This is a genomic window from Streptomyces sp. NPDC005803 (assembly GCF_040630435.1).
In the GTDB taxonomy this organism is placed as follows: Bacteria; Actinomycetota; Actinomycetes; order Streptomycetales; family Streptomycetaceae; genus Streptomyces.
Map to the genome: position 1 here is coordinate 152,930 of NZ_JBEXXO010000010.1, position 26,243 is coordinate 179,172.

General features: G+C 70.6%; 25 protein-coding genes. 15 read left to right on the forward strand and 10 right to left on the reverse strand.

Annotated elements, in window-relative coordinates:
• Positions 1-50: 50 nt before the first annotated feature.
• Positions 51-1,121 (forward strand): DUF1996 domain-containing protein, encoded by a 1,071-nt coding sequence (locus ABZ454_RS16590; protein ID WP_356320380.1) that lies wholly within the window; start codon positions 51-53, stop codon positions 1,119-1,121.
• Between the two features lie 195 nt (positions 1,122-1,316).
• Here ABZ454_RS16590 and ABZ454_RS16595 read toward each other — a convergent pair whose 3' ends face one another.
• Entirely contained in the window at positions 1,317-2,642 is a 1,326-nt protein-coding gene (locus ABZ454_RS16595; RefSeq protein WP_359538576.1) for an ROK family transcriptional regulator, read from the reverse strand.
• A 171-nt stretch (positions 2,643-2,813) separates the two neighbouring features.
• On the opposite strand from ABZ454_RS16595, the gene ABZ454_RS16600 reads away from it, so the two are divergent.
• The 5 genes from ABZ454_RS16600 to ABZ454_RS16620 all read left to right on the forward strand — a co-directional run bounded on the left by ABZ454_RS16600 (position 2,814) and on the right by ABZ454_RS16620 (position 8,449).
• A complete protein-coding gene (locus ABZ454_RS16600; RefSeq protein ID WP_356320384.1) occupies positions 2,814-4,130 on the forward strand; it encodes a sugar ABC transporter substrate-binding protein in 1,317 nt (438 codons plus the stop codon).
• A gap of 14 nt (positions 4,131-4,144) precedes the next feature.
• A complete protein-coding gene (locus ABZ454_RS16605; RefSeq protein ID WP_359538579.1) occupies positions 4,145-5,140 on the forward strand; it encodes a sugar ABC transporter permease in 996 nt (331 codons plus the stop codon).
• Between the two features lie 28 nt (positions 5,141-5,168).
• Positions 5,169-6,008: a carbohydrate ABC transporter permease gene (locus tag ABZ454_RS16610; protein WP_359538745.1), complete on the forward strand. Its 840-nt coding sequence runs from the start codon at positions 5,169-5,171 to the stop codon at positions 6,006-6,008.
• Positions 6,009-6,051: 43 nt separating this feature from the next.
• Positions 6,052-7,407 carry a GH1 family beta-glucosidase gene (locus ABZ454_RS16615; protein WP_359538582.1) on the forward strand — a complete coding sequence of 452 codons (1,356 nt, stop codon included), beginning with the start codon at positions 6,052-6,054 and terminating at the stop codon, positions 7,405-7,407.
• A 208-nt stretch (positions 7,408-7,615) separates the two neighbouring features.
• Positions 7,616-8,449: a class II glutamine amidotransferase gene (locus ABZ454_RS16620; RefSeq protein WP_359538584.1), complete on the forward strand. Its 834-nt coding sequence runs from the start codon at positions 7,616-7,618 to the stop codon at positions 8,447-8,449.
• A gap of 98 nt (positions 8,450-8,547) precedes the next feature.
• Here the strand turns inward: ABZ454_RS16620 and ABZ454_RS16625 are convergent, their stop codons facing one another.
• Together ABZ454_RS16625 and ABZ454_RS16630 are read right to left on the reverse strand one after the other, a co-directional pair.
• A complete protein-coding gene (locus tag ABZ454_RS16625; protein ID WP_359538587.1) occupies positions 8,548-9,108 on the reverse strand; it encodes a type 1 glutamine amidotransferase domain-containing protein in 561 nt (186 codons plus the stop codon).
• Between the two features lie 96 nt (positions 9,109-9,204).
• Positions 9,205-9,576, reverse strand: coding sequence for a VOC family protein (locus ABZ454_RS16630; RefSeq protein WP_356320394.1), 372 nt, complete (start codon positions 9,574-9,576; stop codon positions 9,205-9,207).
• 534 nt (positions 9,577-10,110) lie between these two features.
• Between ABZ454_RS16630 and ABZ454_RS16635 the strand changes: the two genes are divergently transcribed.
• Positions 10,111-11,076: an LLM class F420-dependent oxidoreductase gene (locus ABZ454_RS16635; protein WP_359538589.1), complete on the forward strand. Its 966-nt coding sequence runs from the start codon at positions 10,111-10,113 to the stop codon at positions 11,074-11,076.
• 143 nt (positions 11,077-11,219) lie between these two features.
• Positions 11,220-11,375, forward strand: a complete 156-nt coding sequence (locus ABZ454_RS16640) for a DUF6131 family protein (protein WP_356320398.1) — start codon at positions 11,220-11,222, stop codon at positions 11,373-11,375.
• Positions 11,376-11,453: 78 nt separating this feature from the next.
• On the opposite strand, the gene ABZ454_RS16645 is transcribed toward ABZ454_RS16640, so the two are convergent.
• Positions 11,454-12,635 (reverse strand): PP2C family protein-serine/threonine phosphatase, encoded by a 1,182-nt coding sequence (locus tag ABZ454_RS16645; RefSeq protein ID WP_359538591.1) that lies wholly within the window; start codon positions 12,633-12,635, stop codon positions 11,454-11,456.
• 305 nt (positions 12,636-12,940) lie between these two features.
• Here ABZ454_RS16645 and ABZ454_RS16650 point away from each other — a divergent pair, with 305 nt between their 5' ends.
• Entirely contained in the window at positions 12,941-13,903 is a 963-nt protein-coding gene (locus ABZ454_RS16650) for an iron-containing redox enzyme family protein (protein WP_359538595.1), read from the forward strand.
• A 112-nt stretch (positions 13,904-14,015) separates the two neighbouring features.
• On the opposite strand, the gene ABZ454_RS16655 is transcribed toward ABZ454_RS16650, so the two are convergent.
• The 3 genes from ABZ454_RS16655 to ABZ454_RS16665 all read right to left on the reverse strand — a co-directional run bounded on the left by ABZ454_RS16655 (position 14,016) and on the right by ABZ454_RS16665 (position 17,398).
• On the reverse strand, positions 14,016-15,497 hold the full coding sequence (locus tag ABZ454_RS16655; RefSeq protein WP_359538596.1) for an aminotransferase class I/II-fold pyridoxal phosphate-dependent enzyme: 1,482 nt from the start codon (positions 15,495-15,497) through the stop codon (positions 14,016-14,018).
• Positions 15,498-15,570: 73 nt separating this feature from the next.
• Positions 15,571-16,458 carry a glucose 1-dehydrogenase gene (locus tag ABZ454_RS16660; protein WP_359538597.1) on the reverse strand — a complete coding sequence of 296 codons (888 nt, stop codon included), beginning with the start codon at positions 16,456-16,458 and terminating at the stop codon, positions 15,571-15,573.
• A gap of 232 nt (positions 16,459-16,690) precedes the next feature.
• Positions 16,691-17,398, reverse strand: coding sequence for an ANTAR domain-containing protein (locus ABZ454_RS16665; protein WP_359538598.1), 708 nt, complete (start codon positions 17,396-17,398; stop codon positions 16,691-16,693).
• Between the two features lie 82 nt (positions 17,399-17,480).
• Between ABZ454_RS16665 and ABZ454_RS16670 the strand changes: the two genes are divergently transcribed.
• From ABZ454_RS16670 to ABZ454_RS16685, 4 genes are all read left to right on the forward strand, one after another.
• Positions 17,481-18,635, forward strand: coding sequence for a PAS domain-containing protein (locus ABZ454_RS16670; RefSeq protein WP_359538601.1), 1,155 nt, complete (start codon positions 17,481-17,483; stop codon positions 18,633-18,635).
• 150 nt (positions 18,636-18,785) lie between these two features.
• The gene (locus ABZ454_RS16675; RefSeq protein ID WP_356320410.1) at positions 18,786-19,466 is read left to right on the forward strand and encodes a HemK2/MTQ2 family protein methyltransferase; all 681 of its coding nucleotides are present in this window, start codon (positions 18,786-18,788) and stop codon (positions 19,464-19,466) included.
• Complete coding sequence (locus tag ABZ454_RS16680; protein ID WP_359538603.1) at positions 19,450-19,686, forward strand: CDGSH iron-sulfur domain-containing protein; 237 nt, start codon at positions 19,450-19,452, stop codon at positions 19,684-19,686. The genes ABZ454_RS16675 and ABZ454_RS16680 overlap by 17 nt, the downstream gene beginning before the upstream one ends.
• A 33-nt stretch (positions 19,687-19,719) precedes the next feature.
• Positions 19,720-20,811, forward strand: a complete 1,092-nt coding sequence (locus ABZ454_RS16685) for a glutamate--cysteine ligase (protein WP_356320415.1) — start codon at positions 19,720-19,722, stop codon at positions 20,809-20,811.
• A gap of 223 nt (positions 20,812-21,034) precedes the next feature.
• On the opposite strand, the gene ABZ454_RS16690 is transcribed toward ABZ454_RS16685, so the two are convergent.
• Positions 21,035-21,820 carry a SigB/SigF/SigG family RNA polymerase sigma factor gene (locus ABZ454_RS16690; RefSeq protein WP_356320417.1) on the reverse strand — a complete coding sequence of 262 codons (786 nt, stop codon included), beginning with the start codon at positions 21,818-21,820 and terminating at the stop codon, positions 21,035-21,037.
• Between the two features lie 457 nt (positions 21,821-22,277).
• On the opposite strand from ABZ454_RS16690, the gene ABZ454_RS16695 reads away from it, so the two are divergent.
• Together ABZ454_RS16695 and ABZ454_RS16700 are read left to right on the forward strand one after the other, a co-directional pair.
• Positions 22,278-23,462, forward strand: a complete 1,185-nt coding sequence (locus tag ABZ454_RS16695) for an alcohol dehydrogenase catalytic domain-containing protein (RefSeq protein ID WP_359538605.1) — start codon at positions 22,278-22,280, stop codon at positions 23,460-23,462.
• A 51-nt stretch (positions 23,463-23,513) separates the two neighbouring features.
• The gene (locus ABZ454_RS16700) at positions 23,514-23,780 is read left to right on the forward strand and encodes a DUF4235 domain-containing protein (RefSeq protein ID WP_359538606.1); all 267 of its coding nucleotides are present in this window, start codon (positions 23,514-23,516) and stop codon (positions 23,778-23,780) included.
• 61 nt (positions 23,781-23,841) lie between these two features.
• Here the strand turns inward: ABZ454_RS16700 and ABZ454_RS16705 are convergent, their stop codons facing one another.
• Together ABZ454_RS16705 and ABZ454_RS16710 are read right to left on the reverse strand one after the other, a co-directional pair.
• On the reverse strand, positions 23,842-25,374 hold the full coding sequence (locus tag ABZ454_RS16705) for an FAD-dependent oxidoreductase (RefSeq protein ID WP_359538609.1): 1,533 nt from the start codon (positions 25,372-25,374) through the stop codon (positions 23,842-23,844).
• A gap of 101 nt (positions 25,375-25,475) precedes the next feature.
• Complete coding sequence (locus ABZ454_RS16710) at positions 25,476-26,138, reverse strand: DUF6766 family protein (RefSeq protein WP_359538748.1); 663 nt, start codon at positions 26,136-26,138, stop codon at positions 25,476-25,478.
• Between the last annotated feature and the right edge of the window lie 105 nt (positions 26,139-26,243).

Here is a 26,243-nt window from a genome sequence, read left to right on the forward strand (position 1 = left end):
GCAGGACGAACATCCCGAACCCCCCTCACCCCCACGGGCAGGAGATCACCATGAGACCGAGTCCGAAACGCCTCCCCGCACTTCTCCTCGGCACCGCCCTCATCGCCGGCGTCCTGGGCTTCGGCACCATCGCCAACAGCGCCGCTCCGTCCGCCGAGGCCGCGGAACACACCGGCCACACCATGGCCGTGTCCACCCAGGCGTCCGGGGACGACGCCGACGGCGACGGCTACATCCCCGCCGTTCCCCAGGTGACCGGCGTGACGCCCTCCAGCGCCACACCGCCCGCGCGCTACTTCCACGAGTTCCAGGCCAACTGCTCCGTCACGCACACGGCCCCGGACGACCCGATCGTCTTCCCCGGGCAGCCGGGCCGCTCCCACGACCACACCTTCATGGGCAACACGTCCACGAACGCGGCCAGCACCACCGGCTCCCTCTACGGGGGCGCCACCACCTGCAAGGCGCCGGCGGACGCCTCCGCGTACTGGATGCCCTCCCTGTACAAGGGGGAACAGAAGATCCTGCCGGTGGGCCCGCAGGTCATCTACTACAAGGCCGGCGTGACCGACTACACCAGCGTGCGCCCCTTCCCCAAGGGGCTGCGGTTCGTCGTCGGCGACCCCATGCAGACCGCCCAGGAGTTCCGCGCGCACAAGGGCTTCGTCGAGGGCTGGGAATGCGGTGACAGCTTCTTCAACACCGACATTCCGGCAAGCTGTCCGAGCCGGCCCGACGTACAGCTCAACCTGCGCATGCAGGCGCCCAGTTGCTGGGACGGCCTGCACCTGGACACGCCCGACCACAAGAGTCACATGGCGTACCCGGTCGTCAAGCCCGGCACCAACGACAACATGTGCCCGGCTTCCCACCCGGTCGCCCTGCCCATGATCGAGTTCAAGATGGCGTGGCCGGTCAACGGCGACATGAGCCAGGTCCGCCTGGCCAGCGGGCGCGGCTACTCCTTCCACTACGACTTCTTCAACGCGTGGGAGGAGCGCACGCTGAAGGCGATGGTCGACCACTGCATCGTGGGTGGCCTTCAGTGCGACCCGCGCGGTTACGACCAGAACAACCCGGACCGCGGCGCGGTCCTGAACGCGGAGTACCGACTGCCCTGACCCGCCCCGCCCTCGAGGCGGCGCCCGGCCGGCTCCCGTACGCGGGGGTGGCCGGGCGCCGTGTGTCCGGCCTACCCCGCGCCGCGCCCGCGGGCGGGGGAGTGGCCGGACCGGCGCCGGTGGCGCGAGCCGCGGAGCTCCGCCTCGCGTTCCTCACCACCGGCGGGCGCGCCGAGGAACGGCCGCGAGCCGGCACTAGTGCGCGGCCCGTTCCCGCAGTGCCGTCGCCCAGGCGGGCGCGGGCTCTTCGGCCTCCACCGGCTCCCGGCGTCCGCCGTGGGCGAAGAACTCGGCGAGGGGCAGGATCGCCGCGCCGACCGTGACGGCGTCCGGTCCGAGGGTGCCGAGTTCGATGTGCACACGCGAGGCCGGGTAGGTGAGGGCGTACGCGGCGGCGTGCGTCCGCACGGTGCTGAGGAACCGGTCGCCGAGCTGGAGGCCGGCCCATCCTCCGACGAGGATCCGCTCGGGCTGGAAGAGATTGATCAGGTCGGCGAAGCCCGCGCCCAGGTACTCGGCGGTTTCCTCCAGTACGGCCAGGGCGGTGGCGTCCGGCTCCGGGCCCGCGCCGCCGTCCAGGCCCGCGACGGGATAGGCGGCCGCGAGCATCGCGGTGAGAGCCGTCTCCTCGCCGGCTTCGAGGGGTGGCCGGCCACCCGCCTCCGCCCAGCGCTGCAGGAGCGCCTCGGCTCCCGCGTACGCCTCCAGGCAGCCCTGGGAACCACAGCGGCAGCGACGCCCCCGGACCCGTACCGTCAGGTGACCCCACTCGACGGCCCGCCCGGGACGCAGGTCGTCATCGACGACGCACGCGCCGACGCCGGAGCCGAAGAGCACCACGACCGCGTTGCTCGCCCCCCGGCCGGCACCGAACCACATCTCGGCCTGACCGAGGGTCTTGGCCCCGTTGTCGATGTAGTACGGCACGGTCCGGGGCAGCGGCACGGAGTCACGCAGCAGCCGCTCCAGCGGCACCGCGTCCCAGCCGATCGTCTGCCCGTGGACCACCGCGCCGCCTTCTGGTGTCCGTTCCACGATGCCGGGCACGCCCACGCCCACGCCGAGCAACCGCTGCGTGTCGACGCGGGCCTCGCGGACGACCTGCTCGATGCCGTCGCGTATGTGGGCGACGACGACGGCGACGTCGTAGCGGTCCACCCTGCGCGGGCCGGCGGTGCTGAGCGGTTTCTCCACGCGGGCCAGTTCGGTGAGGGCCAGGTCGAAGAGTTCGACCCGCACGCGCGTCTCCCCCACGTCGACACCGATCATGTAGGCGCTGTCCGGGCTGATGCGCAGGAGCGTGCGGGGGCGGCCGCCCGCGGAGTCGACGCTGCCGGCCTCCTCCACCAGTCCCTCGGCGACGAGTTCCGCCACCACGTTGCTGACCGATCCCGAACTCAGGCCGATGGCAGGGCCGAGCGAGAAGCGGCTCAGGGGCCCGTCGAAATACAACCGTTGCAACACCGCGGTGCGGTTCTCCCGCCGCAGGTCACGCACTGTACGGCCGCCGCGCACCTTCACCGTGCACCTCTTCCCTTTGGTCCTCCCCGCAACATACCGGGGCGATCCCCTTGACGCGAACTTCTCCCAGGGTTTAAATCACACCATAAATTAAGTCGAGAGGCATCTAGCGGCTGAAGTGTCTTCGCCCCCTCTCGCCCCCGACACCCCCGGAAAGGGCCTCCAGGAGCCATGCGTAAAACCAGAGCCGCGGCCGTCGGCGCCGTCACCCTCTCCCTCGTTCTCGCGGCGACCGCCTGCGGTGGAGGCGGCGCCAGTGGCTCCGGCTCGAACGAGCAGCCCAAGACGCTCACTTACTGGGCCTCCAACCAGGGCGCCAACATCGAGGTGGACAAGAAGGTCCTCCAGCCCGAGCTCGACAAGTTCGAGAAGCGGACCGGCATCAAGGTGAAGCTGGAGGTCGTGCCGTGGGCGGACCTCCTGAACCGCATCCTGACCGCGACGACGTCCGGCCAGGGCCCCGACGTCCTCAACATCGGCAACACCTGGAGCGCCTCACTGCAGGCCGGCGGGGCCCTGCTCCCGTGGGACGCGAAGAACTTCGAGAAGATCGGCGGCAAGGACCGCTTCGTGGAATCGGCGCTCGGCTCCACCGGCGTCCCGTCACAGGACCCGGCCGCCGTCCCCCTGTACTCCATGGCCTACGCGCTCTACTACAACAAGAAGCTGTTCGCCGAAGCGGGCATAGCGAAGCCCCCGGCCACCTGGGACGAGCTGGTCGCCACCGGCAAGAAGCTCACGAAGGGCGGCAAGTCCGCCATCGGCGTCGAGGGCTCCAACCTCTCCAACAACATCCACCAGGTCTTCGTCCTCGGCAAGCAGCACGGCGCGGACTTCTTCACCCCCGACGGCAAGGCCGACTTCACCTCCGACGGCGCCGTCGCCGCCGTCAAGCAGTACGTCGACCTGATGGCCACCCAGAAGATCGTCGCCCCGGGCAACGCCGAGTACGCGCAGAACCAGTCCCTGAGCGACTTCGCCAAGGACAAGACCGCGATGGTCCTGTGGCAGACCGCTGCGGCCACGTTCAAGGCGCAGGGCATGAGCGAGGACGAGTGGGGCGTCGCTCCGGCGCCGGTCCAGTCCGGCGCCCCCGGTGCCGGCAAGGCCACGAACTCCATGGTGGCCGGCATCAACATGGCCGTCTTCAGGAACACGAAGAACATCGACGGGGCCATGAAGTTCGTGAAGTTCATGACCGGTGACGAGGAGCAGAAGACCCTCAACACGGCTTACGGATCCATTCCGCCGGTCAAGTCCGCGCAGCAGGACCCCGCGTTCAGCGCCCCCGCGCTGGCCGTCCTGCGCGACACGCTCGCCACCAGCGCCTCGGCGCTGCCGCAGGTCCCCGAGGAGTCGCAGTTCGAGACCGTCGTCGGCACCGCCGTGAAGGAGCTGTTCGCCGAAGCGGCCGCCGGCCGGCCGGTGACCACCGGCCTGGTCAAGAGCAAGCTCGAGAAGGCCCAGCAGCAGATGCCCAAGAAGTGAGTGCGGACACCCTCATGACCACCACCGCCATCGACAAGCCCGGCGGGCGGACCACACAGCGCCACGACCCCGGGGCGGCGCGCGGTCCGCGCCGCCCCGGGCGGCTGCGAGCCGTCGGCCTGCCGTACCTGCTGCTGCTTCCCGCCCTGGTCCTGGAGCTCCTCGTCCACCTGATCCCGATGATCATCGGGATCACCATCAGCTTCAAGGAGCTCACCCAGTTCTACATCCGCGACTGGAGCACCGCCCCCTGGGCGGGGCTGGACAACTACACGCTCTCCGTGGACTTCGACGCCCCCGCGGGCGAGGCGTTGCTGAAGTCCTTCGTCACGACGTGTGCGTTCACCCTGCTGTCCGTCGGGCTGTGCTGGCTGATCGGCACCGCGGCTGCGATCTTCATGCAGGAGACGTTCCGCGGCCGCGGCTTCCTGCGCACCGTCTTCCTCATCCCGTACGCACTGCCGGTCTACGCCGCCGTCATCACCTGGGCGTTCATGTTCCAGCGGGACAACGGGCTCGTCAACCACGTCCTGCACGACCAGCTCGGCATCGGTGACAGCCCCGCCTTCTGGCTGATCGGCGACAACGCCTTCGTGACGCTGCTCGTCGTCTCCGTCTGGAAGGGGTGGCCCTTCGCCTTCCTCATCATGATGGCCGGACTGCAGAACATCCCACGGGAGATCTACGAAGCCGCCGCCCTCGACGGCGCCGGCGTGTGGCAGCAGATCCGCCGCATCACCCTGCCGTCCCTGCGCCCGGTCAACCAGGTCCTGGTCCTGGTGCTGTTCCTGTGGACCTTCAACGACTTCAACACGCCGTTCGTCCTGTTCGGGAAGGCGGCGCCGCAGTCGGCCGACCTCATCTCCCTGCACATCTACCAGTCCTCGTTCCAGACCTGGAACTTCGGCACGGGTTCGGCGATGTCGGTCCTGCTGCTCCTGTTCCTGCTCGTCGTCACGGGCGGCTACCTGCTGATGACGTCCCGGGGAAAGAAGGCCACAGATGCCTAGACACGTTCAGCCGGCACCCCGCTCGCCCATGGCCGCGCCCCGGTCCTTCCTGTGGAGCCGGGCGGTCTTCCTCACGCTCCTGACCACGTTCGTGCTCCTGCCCGTGTACGTGATGGTCTCCAGCTCGCTCAAACCGCTGGAGGACGTGTCGGGGAAGTTCCGCTGGCTCCCGTCGTCCCTGACCCTCACGCCGTACGCGGACATCTGGCGTACGGTCCCGCTCGCCGACTACTTCGTGAACTCGCTGGTCGTGGCGGGCGCGGCGACCGTGTGCTCCGTCGTCGTCGCCGTGTTCGCCGCCTATGCCGTCAGCCGCTACTCCTTCCGCGGCAAACGGGTCTTCACCGTGACGGTCCTGTCGACGCAGATGTTCCCCGGCATCCTCTTCCTGCTGCCGTTGTTCCTGATCTACGTCAACATCGGCAACGCCACGGGGATCGCCCTCTTCGGCTCACGGGCGGGCCTGATCCTCACCTACATGACGTTCTCCCTGCCGTTCTCGATCTGGATGCTGATCGGCTACTTCGACTCGGTGCCGCGCGATCTGGACGAGGCGGCCAAGGTGGACGGCTGCGGGCCGCTCGGAGCGCTCTTCCGGGTCATCGTGCCGGCCGCCATCCCCGGCATCGTCGCCGTCGGGGTCTACGCGTTCATGACCGCGTGGGGCGAGGTCCTCTTCGCCTCCGTGATGACCAACGACACCACCCGCACCCTCGCCGTCGGCCTCCAGGGCTACGCCACCCAGAACGACGTGTACTGGAACCAGGTCATGGCCGCCTCACTCGTGGTGAGCGTGCCCGTCGTCGCGGGCTTCCTGCTCCTCCAGCGCTACCTGGTCACCGGGCTGACCGCGGGCGCGGTCAAGTAGCAGCCGCCCTCCCCGCGTCTCATCGATTCTCCGAGAGGTTTCCATGTCCGAACCGCTAGACCTCGCCGCCTTTCCCCCTGACTTCACCTGGGGGACCGCCACGTCCGCCTACCAGATCGAGGGCGCCGTCGCCCAGGACGGCCGAGGCCCGAGCATCTGGGACACCTTCTCCCACACCCCCGGCAAAATCGACAACGACGACCACGGCGACGAAGCCTGCGACCACTACAACCGCTGGCCCGAGGACATCGCCCTCATGCGCACCCTCGGCACCGACGGCTACCGCATGTCCCTTGCCTGGCCCAGGATCACGCCGCGGGGGGACGGGGAGGTGAACGCCGCGGGCCTGGACTTCTACGACCGCCTCGTCGACGCCCTCCTCGACGCGGGCATCACGCCCTCCGTCACCCTCTACCACTGGGACCTTCCCCAGGCCCTGCAGGACACCGGCGGCTGGACCGAGCGCGACACCGCCGAGCGCCTGGCCGCCTACGCCTCCGTCGTCGCCGGACGGCTCGGCGACCGCGTCACCCGGTGGGCCACCCTGAACGAGCCGCTCTGCTCCGGGTGGATCGGTCACCTGGAGGGCCGCATGGCCCCGGGTCTCACCGACCTGACCGCCGCGGTCCGCGCCTCCTACCACCTCCTGCTCGGCCATGGACTGGCCACGCAGGCGCTGCGCGCGGCGGCCCCCGGCGCGGAGATCGGCCTGGTCACCAACCACTCCACCGTCGAGGCCGCGACCACCCGCCCCGAGGACGTCGCGGCGGCTGCCCGCATGGACGGCCACACCAATTGCTGGTGGCTCGACCCGGTCTACGGCCGCGGCTTCCCCGCCGACATGCGCGAGCTCTACGGCGTGGAACTGCCCGAACGCCCCGGCGACCTGGAGACGATCGCGGCCCCCCTCGACTGGCACGGACTCAACTACTACTTCCCGGTCACCGTCACCGACGACCCGGCCGGCCCCGTCCCGCACGCCACCGAGGTCCGCCTCCCCGACGTGCCCCGCACCGGCATGGACTGGCAGATCGACGCGGGCGGTCTGGAGGCCCTGCTGCTGCGCCTGACCGAGGACTACGGCGCGCAAAAGCTGTACGTCACCGAGAACGGCTCGGCGTTCCCCGACACCGCCGGCCCCGACGGGGGGATCGACGACCCGGACCGCACCCGCTACCTGGAACAACACCTCGCGGCCTGCGCCCGTGCCGTCCGCAAGGGGGTTCCGCTCGCCGGGTACTACGCCTGGTCCCTCCTCGACAACTTCGAGTGGGCGTACGGCTACGACAAGCGGTTCGGCCTCGTCCACGTCGACTACGCGACGCAGACGCGCACGGTCAAGACGAGCGGCTACCGATACGCGGAGATCATCCGCCGCCACCGGGCCGGGACGCGCTGACGCCGACGCGCTCCGCCCCTGGACGATTCCGTGGCACGCGGGCCAGGGCGCGGAGCGCGGGCGGCGCCACGGAAGGGATATCGGCTCACTGCCGGCGACCGGGCGGCCGGCCTGCGGACTCGGTAGCGTGGAAGGGGCGAAGAACCCGGACGGTCGGGGACCGAGGCACCTGCTTCGCGGCTGCCTCCTCCCAGAGGGGTGGAGTCTCATGTGCCGATGGCTCGCCTACGCGGGCACGAGCGTCGTACTCAGCGAGCTCCTCTACAAGCCGAAGCACTCGATCATCGACCAGAGCCTGCACTCGCACATGGGCGTCGAGACGACCAACGGCGACGGCTTCGGCGTCGGCTGGTACGGCTCCGACGGGGATACGCCCGCGATCATCCGCGACACCGGTCCCGCCTGGAACAACCGGAATCTGCGGGAGATCGCGGCCCACGTACGCTCCCCCCTGTTCTTCGCGCACGTCCGGGCCTCCACCGGGACGGCAGTGCAGCAGACCAACTGCCACCCGTTCCGGCACGGCCGGTGGATGTGGATGCACAACGGGGCAGTGGCGGAGTTCCAGCGTCTGCGGCGGGATCTCTCCCTGGCCGTCGACCCGGCCCTGTACGCGTCCCTGGAGGGGTCGACGGACTCCGAGGTGATGTTCTACCTGGCCATCACCTTCGGCCTCGACCAGGACGTTCCGGGGGCCGTGGCGAAGATGGCCGGACTGGTGGAGCGGCTGGGCCGCGAGGAGGGCGTGGAGCTGCCGCTGCAGATGACCATAGCGGTGGCCGACGGCGAACGGATGTGGACTTTCCGCTACTCCAGCGGACACGCGTCGAGATCGCTGTTCTGCAGCAACCGTGTCGACACGATACGGGCGCTGCACCCCGATCTGGATTTCATGAGGGGAGTCTCCGACGAGACCCGCCTGGTGGTGTCGGAGCCCCTGGGGGACCTGCCCGGTGTGTGGAACGAGGTACCGGAGAGCAGTTACGCCGTCGTCCAGCCCGGCCACTACGACTTCCTCCCCTTCGCGCCCGAGCCGGTGTGAACCACCCGGGGCGCGCGTCCACGTGACGATCCGGGGGGACAGGCCCGCGCCCGCCCCCCGGATCGCCCGGCACCCCGACCGGACCTCCCGCAGCTGCTTCAGGCGGCGATCGCCTCGTCGATCTCGCGGACGAAGGCGTCCAGGTCACCGGGGTTGCGCGAGGTGATGAGCCTCCAGCCGCCCGCGTCGTCGGTGACGACGGGCTCGTCGGTCCAGTCGCCGCCCGCGTTGCGGATGTCGGTCCGCAACGAGGCGTACGACGTGAGCCGCTTGCCGGCGACCACTCCCGCCTCCACCAGGGCCCAGGGGCCGTGGCAGATCGCCGCGACCGGGCGGCCGGAATCCGTGAAGGCACGCACGATGCGGGTGGCCGGCTCCTGCTGGCGGAGCGTGTCGGCGTTCAACGTGCCGCCCGGTACGAGAAGCAGGTCGTATCCCGTCGGATCGACGTCGCTCAGCGTGAGGTCGGGACGCAGTGACTTGCCGGGGTCCTTGTCCCCGACGAGCGTCTGGATCTCGTCCGTCGACACCGCGGCGACATCGACCTGCGCCCCCCAACCGTGCAGATGATCGACGGGAACGATGAGTTCGTCCTGTTCGACGCCGTAGTTGGTGACGATGGCCAGTACCTTGCGCCTGCTCACGTCGTTGTCAGTCATGAGCTTCCGCCCTTCCCTGTTCTTGCCGCGTCCGGGTCTTCTCCACGGCAGCAGCCCTTGCGGGGCCCCACACCCGGGGTGGGGCCGAAGCCGTCCTCACTGACGGCACAGGCAGAACGGGTGTCCGGCCGGATCCGCGAAGACGCGGAAGCCGCGCTCCCCGTCCCGGTCGTCCACGTCCAGCGGCGTCGCACCGAGCGCCAGGACCTCCCGGTGTGCCTGCTCCATGTCCGTCACCTCGAAATCGAGGTGCTCCTGCTGGGAGTTCCGGTCTCCGCGGGGCCACTCCGGCGGCTGGTGGTCCGGAGCCCGCTGGAAGGCGATCCGAGCTCCCCCGGGCGCGTACAGGTCGTACCAGTTGTCCGCATAGCGCTTGACCTCGCCACCCAGGACCCCCTGGTAGAAGCGGGCGAGCGCCTCGGGGTCGGGGCAGTCCAGGGCGACGAGGCAGTAGGTAGCGACAGCCATGTTCTCCTCGATTCGTATCCGCCGTTCATGCCCCGGGTTCCACATATACGTCCGTCGAAACGCCGGACCGTCCAGGGGCCCCCGTCGGATGCCCCGGTGGGGGGCCGGGCCATCCCCGTGCATAGTGGAAACGAGGGAGAAGCCGGCTCGGAGGGACCGCGGCGGGGGGCCCGGCGCCACGGTGTCGACCGAGGACGGGGGCCTGTCCGTGAGCGGCGAAGCAGGCCACGGAGAAGACGGCATCACCGTCCGCCCACCGGGTACCCGGTGTCCGCGCGCCACACCACCGAGGAGGCGAGAGCCCTGTGACCGACCATCGCCACGAAGACCCTGGGCACACCGGCGGGGCCGCGCCTCCTCCGGTGTCTTCGAGACCGGACGTCGCTGCCGCCGCCGAGGAGCGAAGGGGCGCGCCCACGGCCCCATGACAGGGGGAGGCCATCGGGGAGAACGTCCCCGATGCGGACGAGGTATCGCCCGGGCTGCCACGGTGCGGCGGATCGCGGGCGCGACCGGAACGAGGAAGTGAGCGACATGGTTCAGATCGGTTTCACCATGATGACCGAGCAGGCCGGCCCGACCGCTCTCGTCGACCAGGTGGTGGGCGCGGAGCGTGCGGGATTCGACTTCTCCGTCACCTCCGACCACTACTTCCCCTGGCTGGAGTCGCAGGGACACGCGCCGTACGCCTGGAGTGTCCTGGGCGCCGCGGCCCAGGCGACGGACCGCATCCCGCTGATGACGTACGTGACGTGCCCGACCACCCGCTACCACCCGGTCGTCGTGGCCCAGAAGGCCGCCACGATGCAACTGCTGTCGCGGGGGCGCTTCCGTCTCGGGCTCGGATCCGGCGAGAACCTCAACGAGCACGTGGTGGGCGGCGGCTGGCCCGCGGCGCATGTCCGGCTGGAGATGCTGGAGGAGGCCGTCGAGATCATCCGGGCGCTGTTCTCCGGCGAGAGCGTCAATCACCACGGCGCTCATTTCGACGTCGAGAACGCGCGGTTGTGGGACCTGCCCGAGGTGCCCGTCCCGATCGGCCTGGCCGCGTCCGGCGACGTCTCCTGCAAGCTCGCCGGACAGCTCGCCGACCTGCTGATCGCCACGGAACCAGAAGCCGGCCTGATCACCGCCTTCGACCGTCACGGCGGCGGCGGGAAACCGAAGGTCGGCCAGCTGCCCATCTGCTACGACACCGACCGCAAGGCGGCGATCACGCGGGCCCACGACCAGTTCCGGTGGTTCGCGGGAGGCTGGAAGGTCAATGCGGAGCTGCCGGGACCGGCGGGCTTCGCCTCCGCCACGCAGTTCGTCCGGCCGCAGGACGTCGCCGACTCCATTCCTTGCGGGGACGACGTGGGGGCCGTCGTCGAGGCCGTACGGGCCTACACGGAGGCCGGATTCACCGAGGTCGCCCTCGTCCAGATCGGCGGCGACCACCAGGAGCCGTATCTGGAGTGGGCGCAGCGGGAGCTCCTGCCGGCGCTGCGCGAACTGTGACGGCCCCGTGTCGCGGCCGCGCCCGGTCCGGGGGAGGGGCGTGCGCGCGGGGCAGGGCGGGAAAATGATGACGTCTCCGCCACGCCTCCGGCTCGGATGGCAACTAGCATGAATGTGTGCGGCAGAGCCGAACGGAGGGCGTCATGATCGTTATAGGCGTCATTTTGCTCGTCATCGGATTCGTCACGAGCATTTCGATCCTGTGGACCATCGGGATCGTCCTGCTCGTCATCGGGGCCATTCTCTGGATTCTCGGAGCCGCAGGTCACGCCGTTGGCGGCCGTCGGCACTACTGGTAGTCGCAGCGCGAGGACGCAGCCCCCACCCGGGAGGAGGAGAGGTACGAGAAACCCGCGAAGAAATACGAGACACCCCCTTCACGGCTGCGGGCGTTTCCATTCGAACAGCAGAATGGTCGCGTCGTCGCGGAGCCCTGTGCTTTCCGATTCCAGGAGGGAATGGATGAGCCGGCGCAGTGTCTCCGGTGCCAGTTCTCCGCTGGCGGCGGCGCGCACGACGTAATCGACGAAACGCTCGAGACCGAATTCGGTCCCGTTGCGCATGCGGGATTCCGTGGTGCCGTCCGTGTACATCAGCACACGGTCCCCCGGCTCCAGGGCGATCTGGTGCACCTCGCGGGGGTCGGAAGTGAAGGCGGACGGGAAGCCGAGGGGCGGGTCCGCCTCCTTCTCCAGCGCCCGGGGTACCAAGGCCTGTGCCCGGATGAGCAGGGGGGCCGGATGGCCGCAGTTGATCCAGCGCAGGACGCCGGAAGCCAGGTCCAGTTGCGCCAGGACGCCGGTGCAGAACTGCTCGGGCAGCCACCGGGTCAGGGCCGCGTCGACGCTCTCGGCGAGATGGGGGAGATCCGCCCCCGTGCGGCGCGCGTTGCGGCAGGCGGCCAGGGTGACCGAGGTGGCGAGGCCGGACGCCAGGTCGTGCCCCATGGAGTCGAGGATCGACGCGTGCAGAGTCGTAGGGGTCAGGGCGTGGTCGAATCCGTCTCCGGCGATCTCGTAGGCCGGTTCGAGAACAGCCGTCGACACGACGTGCGCCGTACCGATCGTGCGGGGAGGCAGGAAGGCCCGGAGCAGCTCGGCGGGCAACTGCATCGTGTCCGTGCGGGTCCGGCGTACGAAGGATTCCTTGTAGGCCCGCTTCGAGGTGATCATCATCGCCAGCAGGGAGGCGAGGGCCCGGGCGCGGCGCAGCAGCACGGCGTCCAGGGTCGGGGCCAGCACAGCGACCACACCCAGGCGTTCCGCCCCGTCCAGCAGAGGCAGCCACGCCGTCAGGCAGCTCACGTCCTCTTCCTCCACCCGCAGCGACTGGGTGCGATAGGCCCAGCCGGCGAGCGAGGCGTCGATGTCGAGGGGCTGGCCGTGCCCGGTCAGGGGCAGCAGCAGGCGTTGCTGGATGTCGGCCAGGTAGACCACCGACTGTTTCAGTCCGAGGGCCTTGGAGCAGCGCTCCACCGCCGTGGTCATGTCGAGGGTCGCGTTGTCGGGGTCGGCGAGGAAGTCACCCAACAGGCCGTCGCCGGTCGTCCACGCCGTCATCCCGCCGCCCTCTCGTCTCCTCGTCCGCCTGTCCCAGTGAGCAGTCTCGCCCCGGCGCCCGCCTGACGCGCGGCGGGCGGGGCCGCCCTCCGCCGGGCGGGGGGCCCGCCTGCTCGGTAGCGTGGAGCGGGCCGGGGCGGCCGAGCGGTGGGCCTGGCAGACCTGTGATCGCGGACTCACGGTCCTGCGCACAGGCCGGCGGGGGCGTGGCGCGATCACTCCCGGGTACGGGACAGCCGTGAAGGAACAGGGCCCTGCGGAACGGGCAGGGCGGCGCTCCTCACGGACTACCGAGGAGGGAACTCATGAGCGGTGCGAAGGACGGCCCCAGGCTTCCGCGGAGCCGGGGCGAGCTCTCCGCGGGTGTCCTCGCCCATCTGCGCGGAGACGGGCCTCTGCCTCCCGTGCGGGCGGCGGCCGCCGCCGATCCTTACGGAGATGACCTCCACCTGGCGTTGTACACCTGCTACGAGCTGCACTACCGCGGTTTCGCGGGTGTGGATCCGGCGAGCGAGTGGGACCCGGCGCTGCTGGAGGTCCGTGCGGCTCTGGAGCGGCGCTTCGAGTCGGCGCTGAGGGACGACGTAGCGCACACGGCGGGCCTGGACGACGTGCTGGACGGCCTCCTGGTGGAACCGGTCCAGGGGACGGGAGTGTCGTACTTCCTCCAGGAGCGGGGCGATCTGAGCGCGCTCCGGTCCTACGGGGTGCAGCGATCGCTGTACCACCTCAAGGAAGCAGATCCGCACGCCTGGGTGCTGCCCCGTCTCAGCGGCCGCGCCAAGGCCGGCATGGCGGCGGTCGAGTACGACGAGTTCGGTGCCGGACGGCACGATCAGGTGCATGCCCAGCTGTTCGCCGATCTCATGACCGACCTGGGGCTGGAGACGGCGTACGGCCACTACCTGGACGACGGGCACGCCGAGATGCTGGCGCTGGTCAACCTGATGTCGCTCTTCGGTCTGCACCGCCGCCTGCGCGGCGCTCTGGTCGGGCACTTCGCCGCCGTGGAGATCACCTCGTCGCCGGCCTCACGGCGTCTGGCCGAGGCGATGAAGCGCGCCGGGGCGGGGCCCGCGGCCGAGTACTTCTACACCGAACACGTGGAGGCCGACGCCGTGCACGAGCAGGTGGTGCGCCACGACGTCATCCGGGGCCTGCTGGACGACGAGCCGGACCTGGAGGCGGACGTGGTGTTCGGCATCAACACGACCGGGTTCCTGGAGGACCGCCTCGGGGAACGGATGATGGCGGACTGGCGGAGCTGACCCGGCGGCCCGGCCCGGGCAGGCGGGGCGCCCCCTGCCCGGGCCAGGCGGCCGGCCGCCGTGCGGGCGTCCGCGTGATGCCCACGCAGGCGGGCAGGCGCCCGGCACCCCTTCAGCCCTCCCCGTCCTCCACGCAGACCCGGACGGTCTTCAGCTCGGGGTCCGCCGGATCGGGCAGATTCATTCCCGCGGCGAGGCCCGACGTGAGGTAGCGCAGCACGGGCTCCGTCAACCGCTCACCGGGCAGCACCGCCGGGATGCCCGGGGGATAGGGGGTCATCATCTCCGCGGAGATGCGCCCGACCGCCTCCTCGACGGGAATGTCCTCCGTGGCCGCGAAGTACGCGTCGCGCGGCAGACGTACCTGCGCCATGCGCAGTTCCGACGGCTCGGGGATCGCGACCTCGGGGCCCCGGGGGAGCGAGGGGGCCCGGCGGGCGAGATCGCGCAGGGCCGTCAGCAGCCGCTCCGTCGTCTCGACATCGTCGGCGTGAGTGATCTGGGCGCTGATGCGGCGGTGGTCCATCAGGTGGGTGTCGACATGATGGTGTTCGCGCAGCCAGTCGGCCGCGCGGTATCCGGAGACACCGAGTTCGCGGATGTCGATGATGACGGGCAGGGGATCGAACTCGGACCCGGCCCCCGTCCCGCAGAAGTCGGCGTGGTCGTTGACGTGCATGCCGTCGATGTCCTCGATCTCCTGGCGCACCGTGGCCGCCAGGCTGAGCGCATGGGACATCAGTGCGTGGCCGTCCAGCATCATCTGCCGCCGCCAGCCGTCGATGCCCGCGTACAGCAGGACGGAGGGGCTCGTCGTGCCCAGCAGATCGGCGCGGGACGCCAGGGTGTCGTGGTCGATCAGGTCTCCCCGCAGGTGGAAGACGGAGCCCTGTTCCAGCCCGCTGCCCATCTTGTGGATGCTGGTGACGCAGACGTCGGCGCCGGCGTCCATGGCCCACGTCGGGAGGTCGGGGTGGAAGGGGAGGTGCGCCCCCCAGGCCTCGTCGACCACCAGGGGACGGGAGCGTTCGTGGCACACGTCGGCGATGGCCCGCAGGTCGGCGGACGTGCCGTACGGCGTGGGGCTGGTCACGAGCGCACCCTTGGCATCCGGGTGCTCCGCGAAGGCCTTCTCGTAGTCGTGAGCCGACGGCGGGTGGGCGAGATGGCGCTCCCTGTCCCACTGCGGTTCGATCCACACCGGCCTGACACCGGACAGGATGAGGCCCGAGATCACGGACTTGTGCGCGTCCCGTCCCACCAGGATCTTCTCCCCGTGTGCGGCGACGCTCAGCATGGCGGCCTTGACGGAGAGGGAACTGCCGCAGGTGGAGAAGAAGGTGAAGTCGGCGTGCACGGCGTCTGCCATCAGGTTCTCCGCGCGCTGCAGCACACGCGACTTCATCCTCCGGTCGTCGAGGCCGCCGCTGGCCAGCAGGTCTCCGAGGAACACGGCGTCCCCGAGCACGGCCCTGACTTCCGGCGCCGCACCCCGTGCCTGCTTGTGTCCCGGAGGCGAGAAGCCGAGCGAGTCCCCCTTCCGGTAGGCGGCCAGGGCATCGAGAACGGGTGCTTCCTCATGGTTCATCTGCATGCGTGACGCCTTCCCGGGACCGGCACCGGGCAATCAGCCGGGCCTCGCCGGCGTGCACAGGCCTTCCGGCCTGTCACGGGAGGGGCGTTCCGCCGGTCGCGTTGAGGATTTCGCCGGTGATGTAGCCGGCGTTCTCGGATGCCAGGAAGACGTAGGCCGGCGCCATTTCCGCAGGCTGCGCCGGACGCCCCAGGGGGCTCTGCTTCCCGAATTCCTTGGTGTCCGGCAGGGTGGCGGGGATCAGGGGGGTCCACACGGGACCGGGCGCCACGGCGTTCACCCGGATTCCACCGGCTGCCAGCATCTGCGCCAGGCCCTGCGTGAACGTGACGATGGCGCCCTTCGTCATGGCGTAGTCGAGCAGCGGCGGACTCGGTCGGTAGGCCTGTACGGACGTGGTGTTGATGATGGAACCTCCGGCCGGGATATGGGGGAGGGCCATCTTGCAGAGCCAGAACATCCCGTACAGGTTGGTGCGCACCACCCGGTCGAACTGCTCGGTCGAGATGGCCGCGATGCCGTCCGGCTGCGCCATCTGGTAACCGGCGTTGTTGACGAGGACGTCGATCCGCCCGAACTGCCTCACCGCGCCTTCGATCAGCGTGCGGCACTGCTTCTCGTCCCGGATGTCGCACGGCACGGCCACGGCCCGACGGCCTGCCTTCTCGATCAGCTCCGAGGTCGTCCGCGCCTCGCCCTCCTCCGCGTCGAGATGGGTGACCATGACGTCGGCTCCCTCGCGGGCGAAGGCGAGGGCGACCGCCCGTCCGATGCCGGAGTCGCCCCCGGTGACGACCGCCTTGCGGTCCGTGAGGAGCCCGTGGCCGCGGTAGGAGTCCTCGCCGTGGTCGGGCGGGGGGTCCATGGAACCGGTCCGGCCCGGGTGCTCCTGCTCCTGCTGCGGAAGATCCGGCTGAGGGTAACGCTCGGTGGGGTCCTGGGAACGCTCGCTCTCGGTCATGGTCCGACTTCTTCCTTGGATGGCCGGCTGAGGGTTCAGGGGGCGGCCGGATCAGCGGCCGGGCGACGGTTTGGAGGGTTCCCCCGGAGCGGAAGCCAAACGTTCCGCGGGCGTGGTGGCCTCGGCGGTACACGCCCCGGCGGTTATCCCCTGAAGGGGCGCGCCCCCTCAGGGAAAGGCCGGTGCCGGAGACTCCGGGACCCCATGGGCAAGGCGGGTCGCCGCCCTGGGTTCAACGGGACGTGGGCCGGTGGCCGCGCAGGCGGCGCGCCAGGAGCCGGCTGTCGGTCTCCACGATCTCCTGGGCGATCCGGCGCAGCTTCCGGTTCGTCCCCTGGGAGATGCCGCGCAGTACCTCGAAAGCCTGGTCCGCGTCGCAGTCCAGGGCACGCATCACCATGCCGGTGGCCCGGTCCACCAGGGCCCTCGTCGCGAGGGCCCCCCGCAGTTGGCCGACCTCGACCGTCAGGGTCGCGAGGTCATGATCACGTACGAGTCCGTCCAGAAACTCCTCGGCGAGCGCCCGTACGGGTGGTTCGGCCGAGGGAGGCAGCGAACCCGCCCGGTAGCCGCCCAGGCCGACCACCACCACCATGCCGTCCCCGCGGACGGGAAGAGCGCGAAAGGTACGCAAGCCCATTCCCAGCGCGTGGTACCGGAAGCGCGGCCACCGGGTTTCGGATACCAGGTCGCCGGACGAGACAGCGGTGGGAGAGGTCAGCGCGTCGATACCGGGGCCCTCGCCGGTGTCCTGCTCGAAGCTCGCCAGCGCGTCGATGTCAGGGTGGGTTCCGGCGGTCCTGGACCGGCCGTCGGTGAGGCGCAGGGACACGGTGGTCGCGCAGCACGCCGGTGCGCAGTCCCTCGCCCGCACACCCAGCTGGGTGATCCGCCGCGCCGTGGACGCGGATTCGGCGCTCAGGCCGGCCGCACGAGACACTTCCGAGCCCTGCTTCACGCGGCACGCCTTCCCTGGGGCGGGCATCAGGAGCCGAACCCGTCGGATCCGATACGTTCGCCTCATGAGCCAGTCGCAGGTCTCCGGCCGTGGATTCGAGGACTTCGCCCTCCGGGTGGAGGAGCTGAGAGCGGCTCACGCGGACCGGGGGTCCGATCCCGCCCTCCTGCTGGATGCCGCTCTGGTCGAACTGGAGCGTGCGGTGGAGTTCATGCGCCCCGCATACGGAGCGGCCCACGCGCCGGGGGACGACGTTCCTTCCGGTGCCCGGGCCGAGCAGCGTCTCTTCAAGGCTATCTTCGAAAACCTTCCGGTGCCCGTGGCGCTCGTGGACGGTGAGACGGTGGTCCGCCGGGTCAACACGGCCGCTGCCGATCTGACCGGTCTGACAGCGGGGTACGCGGCGGGCCGGCCGCTGAGTGCGTTCCTTCGCCCCGGCGACAGGCCCGTCCTGCGCAGCCAGAGTGCGGCGGTGGCCAGAGGCGAGGGAAGCCGCAGCCTCGCGGTGCGGCTCGTGCAACGCACCGGCAGCCTCGTGCGCGTCACTCTCAGTGAGGCGCGTCTGCCCGGCGAGAGTGAGCCGGCCGTCCTGGTGGTCCTCTGGCCGGCGTCCGACCGGTTGTGGTCCCCGCCCGGCCGGCCCGACCCGGCGGCACCGACGGAAAGCGTGTCCGTCGCCGCGCGTGACGCCGCGCTCACGGATCTGATGGACCGGACGAGCGGCGCACTGCTCAGGGCGGGAACACGGGGGCCGGCGGCCGCGCTCCGCGCCGCGACGGACGCGGTCCGCGAAGAACTGGCGGACTGGGCGGTCCTGGATCTTCTGCGGGACGGCGTGCTCACCCGCCTCGTCGTCAGCGGCCCCGAGCAGACCGACGACCCCGGGCTGGAGAAGGAGATCGCGCAACAGGACCCGGAGGGCTGCCCCGTGGTCGCCGAGGCCGTGGCCGCCGCGTCGGCCGTCCTGGACGGCTCGGCGCACGACCGGCGGCGCTTCGGGCTCGACGGCGGGGGAGCGCCGATGCTGGGACGCGCCGATGCCGGCTCCCTGCTGACCGTGGCGCTCACCCCCGCGGCGGGCGACCTGCCCGTACGCGGCGCGCTCACACTTCTGCGCACGGGAACGCGGCCGTCGTTCTCCCTGGCCGAGGCCGGGTGTGTGGAGAGGATCGCGGGGCACATGGCCATCGTGGCTGAACGGTGTGCCGAGCCGGTGTGAGTGCCGGTCACAGGTCGTGATGCGGCGTGCTCCGGGATACGGGACTCTTGAGACGTCCGCCAACCGGCTCGCGGACCGTCGAGCCGCGAAGGGCCGTTGCGAATGACCTGACTGGCACGGCCTCGGATGCAGGACGCGAAAGGGGCCGGTATGACGACGGAGACTGTGGACGCGGACGGTGCCGTACTGGTGATTCCTCCCGGTGTGTACGCACCTCAGTCCGACACCCGCCTCTTGTTGCGGGCACTTGACCGTGAGGCCGTCGGGCCCGGTACCGACGTCCTTGACGTCTGCACCGGCAGTGGGGTGCTGGCGGTGACGGCCGCGCGAAGAGGGGCGAGAGTGACAGCCGTGGACGTCTCGGCCCGGGCTGTGGCCACGGCCCGCCTCAACGCCCTGCTGAACCGTCGCCGTGTCAGGGTGCGCCGCCGGGACCTGGCGGCCGCGATGGCGGAGCGCGCGTACGACCTGGTGCTGTGCAACCCGCCCTACGTGCCCGCGCCGCAGGCCGGTGTGCCGGACCGGGGAGCCCGCCGGGCCTGGGACGCGGGCCTTGACGGCCGCGCGGTCCTGGACCGGGTCTGCGACCACGCGCCGAACGCGCTCAAGCCGGGGGGAGTGCTGCTGATGGTGCACTCCGGTCTCTGCGATCCGGACCTCACCGTCTCCCGTCTGGCACGGGCGGGGCTCGACGCCGCGGTCGCCACGAGGACGCGGGTGCCGCTCGGCCCCGTCCTCCTGTCGCGCCGCGCCTGGCTGAGCGAGAGCGCCCTCATGCATCCGTACGACGCCTCCGAGGAACTGGTGGTCATCCGTGCCCAACGAGCGTGAACCCCGCGAACCCGTCCGTGTCCTGCTCGACGAGAACGGGCCTCTGCTCGTGGAAGGGCCGGTCGAGGTGACGATGCCCGACGGAAGCACCGCGCTCTCCGACCGCTTCCTGGTGGCGGTCTGCGTCTGCCGGAGAACCCGGACACCACCCTGGTGCGACACCAGCCACCGGCGTCACAGCCGGGGCCGGACCGCGCCTTCGCCGAGCGAGCCCGCGTAAGACACTGAACCCACCGAGGAGGCAGAGGGAGCGATGGCGAGGACCGTCGGTGTCGAAGAAGAACTTTTGCTCGTCGATGCGCAGAGCGGCGAACCACAGGCGCTTTCCACAGCGGTGCTGGCCCTGGCGGAGCGCCGAGCCGAGGGAGAATCCGTATTCGAGTCCGAACTCCACGACCAGCAGCTGGAGTTCGGCACCGAACCCCGCGCGGTCATGTCCGAACTGGCGGACGAGATCCTGCGCTGGCGCGCCGAGGCGGCCGCGAGCGCAGCCGGCTTAGGGGCCGCCGTGGTGGCGCTGGCGACGTCACCCCTGCCCGTGAACCCTTCGATCGGCGACGGCGAACGCTATCGCTGGCTGGCCCAGCGGTTCGGACTCACCGCACGCGAACAACTGACATGCGGCTGCCACGTCCACGTCTCGGTCTCCTCCGACGAGGAGGGGGTGGCCGTGCTGGACCGCCTGCGGCCCTGGCTCCCGGTCCTGCTGGCGCTGACCTCGAATTCGCCCTTCTGGCAAGGAAGGGACACCTCCTACAGCAGTTACCGCAGCAGGGTATGGAACCGTTGGCCCTCGGCGGGCCCCGTGGAGGTCTTCGGCTCCGCCGAGAGGTACCACCGCCAGGTGGAGGCGCTCGTCGAGACGGGCGTCCTGCGCGACAAGGGCATGGTCTATTTCGACGCGCGGCTCTCGCACCGCTACCCCACCGTGGAGATCAGGGTGGCGGACGTGTGTCTGGACCCGGCGGACGCCGCGCTGCTCGCCACTCTCGTACGCGGGCTGGTCGAGACGGCGGCCCGCGCCTGGCGAGCCGGTGAGCCTCCGGACGCGCTGCCCGTGAGTCTTCTCCGGATGGCGGCCTGGCAGGCGGGCCGCTCAGGACTGGAGAGCCGTCTGCTGCATCCCCTGACCATGCGGCCCGAACCGGCACAGGACGTGCTGGACGCCCTGCTCGCGCACGTCCGGGAGGCATTGGAGGACAGCGGGGATCTCGCGTCGGTGGAGAGGGCGATGAAGGCCGTGGCGTCGCGCGGGCCGGGAGCCCGGGTCCAGCGCCGGCTGCTGGAGGAGACGGGCAGCCTGCGGGCCATGGTCGCCGAGTGCGTGGCGAGGACACGGGGATAGGCGCCGGTCCTGGCCCGGAACGGCCCGTCGTTCCCGGCGAGGGCACAGGCCGTGTGACCTCCGCCCTCGGTCACTCGGCACCGTCCGGGGAACTCATGGTCTCCTCCGTCTCACGGCGAGCGCAGCTCATGGCTCCGTACCGGTTCTCACGGTGAGCGCAGCTCATGGCTCCGCACCGTTCCGGGCCCAGGACCGGAACGGTACGGAACCCGCGGACGCTCCGTCAGGCCACGCCCTGCATGGCCTGACGCCGGATGTCCGCGCAGCACCGGCTGATCAGTCGCGACACGTGCATCTGAGAGATTCCGAGCGCCTCGGCGATGCTCTCCTGCGTCATGTCGCGGAAGAACCGCAGGTACAGGATGGTGCGCTCCCGCTCCGGCAGACGCCGCAGCGCCGGCTTCACCGCCTCGCGGTCGACCGCCACGTCCAGCGCGGCGTCACAGCACCCCAGGGTGTCGGCGAGGGAGTAGCCGCGGTCGCCTCCCGGGGCCTCCGCGTCCAGCGAGAACGTGCGGTAACTGTCCAGCGCCTCCAGCCCCGTGCGGACCTCTTCCAGGCTCAGGCCGGTGTCGGCCGCTATCTCCCCGTCGGTCGGGACGCGCCCTTCCGACCGCTGCGCGAGGTCGCGCCGGGCGACACGCACCCGGTTGCGCAGGTCCTGCACGCGCCGGGGGACGTGGATCCCCCACGTATGGTCCCTGAAGTGCCGTTTCAGCTCCCCCGTCACCGTGGGGACGGCGTACGTCTCGAACGCTTTGCCGCGCGACGGGTCGTAGCGGTCCACCGCCTTCACCAGACCCATCGCCGCCACCTGACGCAGATCCTCCAGCGACTCCCCGCGGTTGCGGTACTTGGCGGCCAGCCGGTGTGCCATCGGCAGCCAGGTGCAGACGGTCGCCTGACGCAGCTCGTCCTTCTCGGCCCCGTCGGGCAGGACCTGGAGCCGGCGAAAGGCGGCGTCGGGACAGTCGACCGGTCCCGGTGCTCGTTCGTGGGCGTCAGCCATACGCGTCACTCCCTCGGCGATGCTGGGTGCCGCTCTCACCCGGGGAAGTTGGGCAGGGCGCACCCGGAGCTCAGCTCCACGGGTGTGCCTCCTGTCCGAAACACGTACTAATCGTACCCGTTCAGGCCTTCCTGGGCGCAACGCGATGACCCTCCGGCCGGCCGTGCGGGGAGGTCCGGGCGGCACCGGGGCTGTCTTCCCAACCGTCAGTGCCTGTGCTGCCGCGTACGCGGGGAGCGTGACGGACGGGTACCCACCGGGCCTGAGTGAAACACGGACGTGATTGCGCGGGTCCTGATTGAAGGCGGCTCTCGTGGGAACCCGTGGTGCGAACGGGGCGATGCGGACCAACCATGACACGGCACATGCCGGGAGGGACGGCGGAGCGCAGGAGCGGTCGCTGACGCGGGCGGCGGACGACGCACCCGGGACCGCAATCGAAGTGAGGAGAGGGCGCATGCGTGCATTGACCTGGCAGGGACGGCGGGACGTCCGGGTGACGTCCGTGCCCGACCCGATCATCAAGGACCCGACGGACGTGATCATTCGGGTCACCTCGACCGGCATCTGCGGGTCCGATCTGCACCTGTACGAAGTGCTCGGCCCCTTCCTCGATCCCGGGGACATCCTCGGCCATGAGCCGATGGGAGTGGTCGAGGAAACGGGTGCCGAGGTGACCGCGCTGGCGCGCGGGGACCGGGTGGTGGTGCCGTTCAACGTCTCCTGCGGGGCCTGCTTCATGTGTGACCAGGGGCTTCACTCGCAGTGCGAGACCACACAGGTCACGGAGTACGGCAGCGGAGCCGCCCTGTTCGGGTACACCAAGCTCTACGGGCAGGTGCCGGGCGGGCAGGCCGAGTACCTGAGGGTGCCGTTCGGCAACACCCTGCCCGTCAAGGTCCCGCACGGCCCGGAGGACGACCGCTTCGTGTACCTCTCGGATGTCCTGCCGACCGCCTGGCAGGCCGTGGAGTACGCCGCCGTCCCCCCGGGCGGGAGCGTCACCGTACTGGGACTGGGCCCGATCGGCGACATGGCCGCACGCATCGCCCTGCACCGCGGTGCGGGCCTGGTCATCGGCGTGGACCTGGTGCCCGAACGGCTGGAACGGGCGGCCGCGCGCGGGGTCCGGACAGTGGATCTGGCGAAGAGCGGAAAGGATCTCGCCCAGACGATCCGGGACCTCACCGGCGGGCGTGGCACCGACGCGGTCATCGACGCCGTAGGCATGGAGGCCCATGGCGCACAGATCGGAAAGGCGGCTCAATGGGCCACCGGTCTGCTGCCCGACGCCGCCGCGCGCACGCTGATGGAACGTGCGGGCGTCGACCGCCTCACGGCGCTCCTGACCGCGATCGACGTGGTGCGCAGGGGCGGCACCATCTCCATCTCCGGCGTGTACGGCGGCGCCATGGACCCGCTGCCGCTGCTCACCATGTTCGACAAGCAGATCCAGCTGCGCATGGGCCAGGCCAACGTCAAACGCTGGGTTCCCGCCATCCTGCCGCTGCTCGATGACGACGACCCGCTCGGCGTGGACGGTTTCGCCACCCATCACCTTCCGCTGGACGACGGGCCGAAGGCGTACGAGACGTTCCAGAAGAAGGCGGACGGCATGGTGAAGACGCTGCTCAAGCCATGAGGCGGCGGCAACGGCCCGCCCCTTCCGCCGGCCCGCGACGAGGAGCGAACGATGAACGTGGCGAAACTGGCTTACAAACCTGTCGGGCTGCTGCTCGGATCGTTGAGCGGTGTGGTGGCGGGCGGGCTCTTCAGAGCCGTCTGGAAACGTGTCGGGAGGCACGGGGACGCCCCGGACGCCCCGGGCCGGCAGCGGCGCTGGAAGGAAGTGCTCATCGCGGCGGCGCTCCAGGCCGTCCTCTTCGCCGCGGTGAAGGCCGCGGCGGACCGGGCGGGCGCGAGGGTGGTCAGAAAGCTGACCGGGGCCTCGGCCGATTGATCCCTGTGCACCGGGGCCCCGGCCGGTTCGGTGCGGCCGGGGCCCCGGTGCCCCCGCCCGCTCACACGGCGCGCGGGGGCAGCGGCCGCAGGGCGGGTCCCTGGACCACCTCGCCGTCGATGCCGAACCGCGAACCGTGGCACGGGCACTCCCACGCGGTCTCCGCTTCGTTGAACGCGACCAGGCAGCCCAGGTGGGTGCAGCGCGCCGACAGGGCGTGGACGTTTCCGCCTTCGTCGCGGTAGACGGCACAGCGCCGCCCGTCGACGCGTACCACCGCTCCCGTGCCGGGGGTGATGTCGTCCACGGAGTCGACGTGGGTGCTCCTCAGCCGGTCACCGACGAAGTGCCGGGCCACCTCCGCCTGTTGCTTCAGCAGCTGCGTCCCCTCCCGGACGGTGGCCCGCAGCCGGCGCGGGTCGTAGAGGCTCGCCCAGTCGGGTGCCGTGCCGGTGAGCGCCGATGCCAGCAGCTGTCCGGCCATGGCGCCCCCGCTCATTCCCCAGCCCCCGAACCCGGTCGCCACATACACATGGCGCGCCCCGGGGTGGAAGGGCCCGACCAACGGGACGCCGTCGCTCACGTCGTTGTCCTGGGCAGCCCACCGGTAGGCCGTGTCGCCGACCGGGAAGTGCTCGTGCATCCACGCGTCCAGCCGGAGGAACCGTTCGCGGCTGTCGCCCGTCCCCGGCGTGAAGCTCTCACCGGTGACGATCAGCAGCCGCCGCTGCTCGTCGAGCGGCGCTGTGCGGACGGACCGTTTTCCCAGGTCGTCGGTGATGTACATGTGCTTCGGAGCCTGGGCCGCGGGCAGCGGAGCGGCGACGACGAGTTCGCGACGCGGTGACAGGCGTGCGAAGAGGAGCGCACGGTCGAAGACCGGGTAATGCGTGGCGACGACGACGTCCGCGGCCGTGACCGTCGTGCCGCGTTCCGTGCTCACCCGGCAGGGGCTGCCTTCGGTGAGGCCGGTCACCCGGGTCCGCTCATGAAGGGCGCCGCCGCGCGCGACGATCGCGTCCGCGAGGCCCAGCAGGTACCTGCGCGGATGGAACTGTGCCTGGTGTGTGACCCGTACGCCGGCGGCGACCGGGAACGGCAGGTCGGTCGCTGTCACGAAGCGGGCGTCCAGGCCTGCCTCCGAGGCGGCGTCGGCCTCGGCCTCGAACAGGGCGCGCCGGTGCGGATCGGTGGTGTAGGTCAGAGCCGAGGAGCGTTCGAAGTCGCAGTCGATGCCCAGTTCGTCCGCCACCGCCCCGACCCGGTCCACCGCCGCCTGCTGCGAGTGGGCGTACTGTCGCGCGCCCTCGGGCCCCCGCGTGCGGCGCAGCCGCTCGTAGACGAGGGAGTGGGCCGCGGTGAGTTTGGCCGTCGTGTACCCTGTCACCCCGGCGGCGATGCGATCCGCTTCCAGTACGGTCACGTGCCGTCCCGCCACGGTCAGTTCCCAGGCGATGCTCAGCCCGGCCATGCCGCCACCGATCACGACGACGTCCGCCGTCGTGTCGGCATCCAGCGGGGGCCGCGGGGCGGCGGGCACCGTGGCCATCCAGTAGGACTCGGCCACACCCGGCAGTTCAGATCGGATCGTCATGGATCACCTGTTCCCCCGACGGCCGGAAGGACTCGGGGAGGGGCGACATCTTCGCCCACGCGGCCCCGGCTCCCGGCCCGGGCGCGAGGTGGTGTGCCGGCTCACCCCTCCACCCCGGTGGCTCCATGGGATGCACCGACGGGTTTGGACTCCGGTGAGCCCCGCTGACGCAGGTAGACGGAGAGAATGACCATGGAGGCGACGGCCAGGAACTCCGACTGCCAGTTCTGCAGCGTGCGGCTCCAGAAGTCGGCGGACACCAGGTAGCCGCCCCAGCTGACGGGCGCTTCCAACTGGCGGAGCCGCTGCTCGTTGTACGAGGCGACACCCGCCACGGACTGGGCGAACCAGGACAGCAGGAAGAGGGCTCCCATGGTGATGCCGAGCGAACGGGAGAACGCCGCCCGCCGCCATCCCGTGGCCGCGGCCCACCGAGGCGAGTCGGGGCGTGCGTGGACGCCCATGCGCTGCTCCTCGTCGGACTCCGGCCCGGCCTCGTGCACCCCCTTGGACTCCGGCGAGCCGCGCTGGAGCAGCCAGACGGTGCCGAAGATGTAGAGGAAGAACTGCAGGTACTCCGACTGCCAGTTCTCCGTCACGTCGACCGCGAAGTCGGACGACGTCACATAGGTGCCGAAGGTGACGGGGTAGAGATCGTCCACGGCGAGCTGCTCGTTGAATTCGATGTGGCCCACGATCGCCTGGCCGGTCAACGCCAGAAGGAACGCCGCTCCGAAGGCGAGCGTCAGCGAATTGTCGCGCATGAAGACGCGCAAGGAGCCCTTCTCCCGTGTTCGGGTCCTTCGACGCGGTGCACCATCGGCCGGCGGCGTCACCGGTTCATCAGTCCCACGGTCAGGAAGTACGCG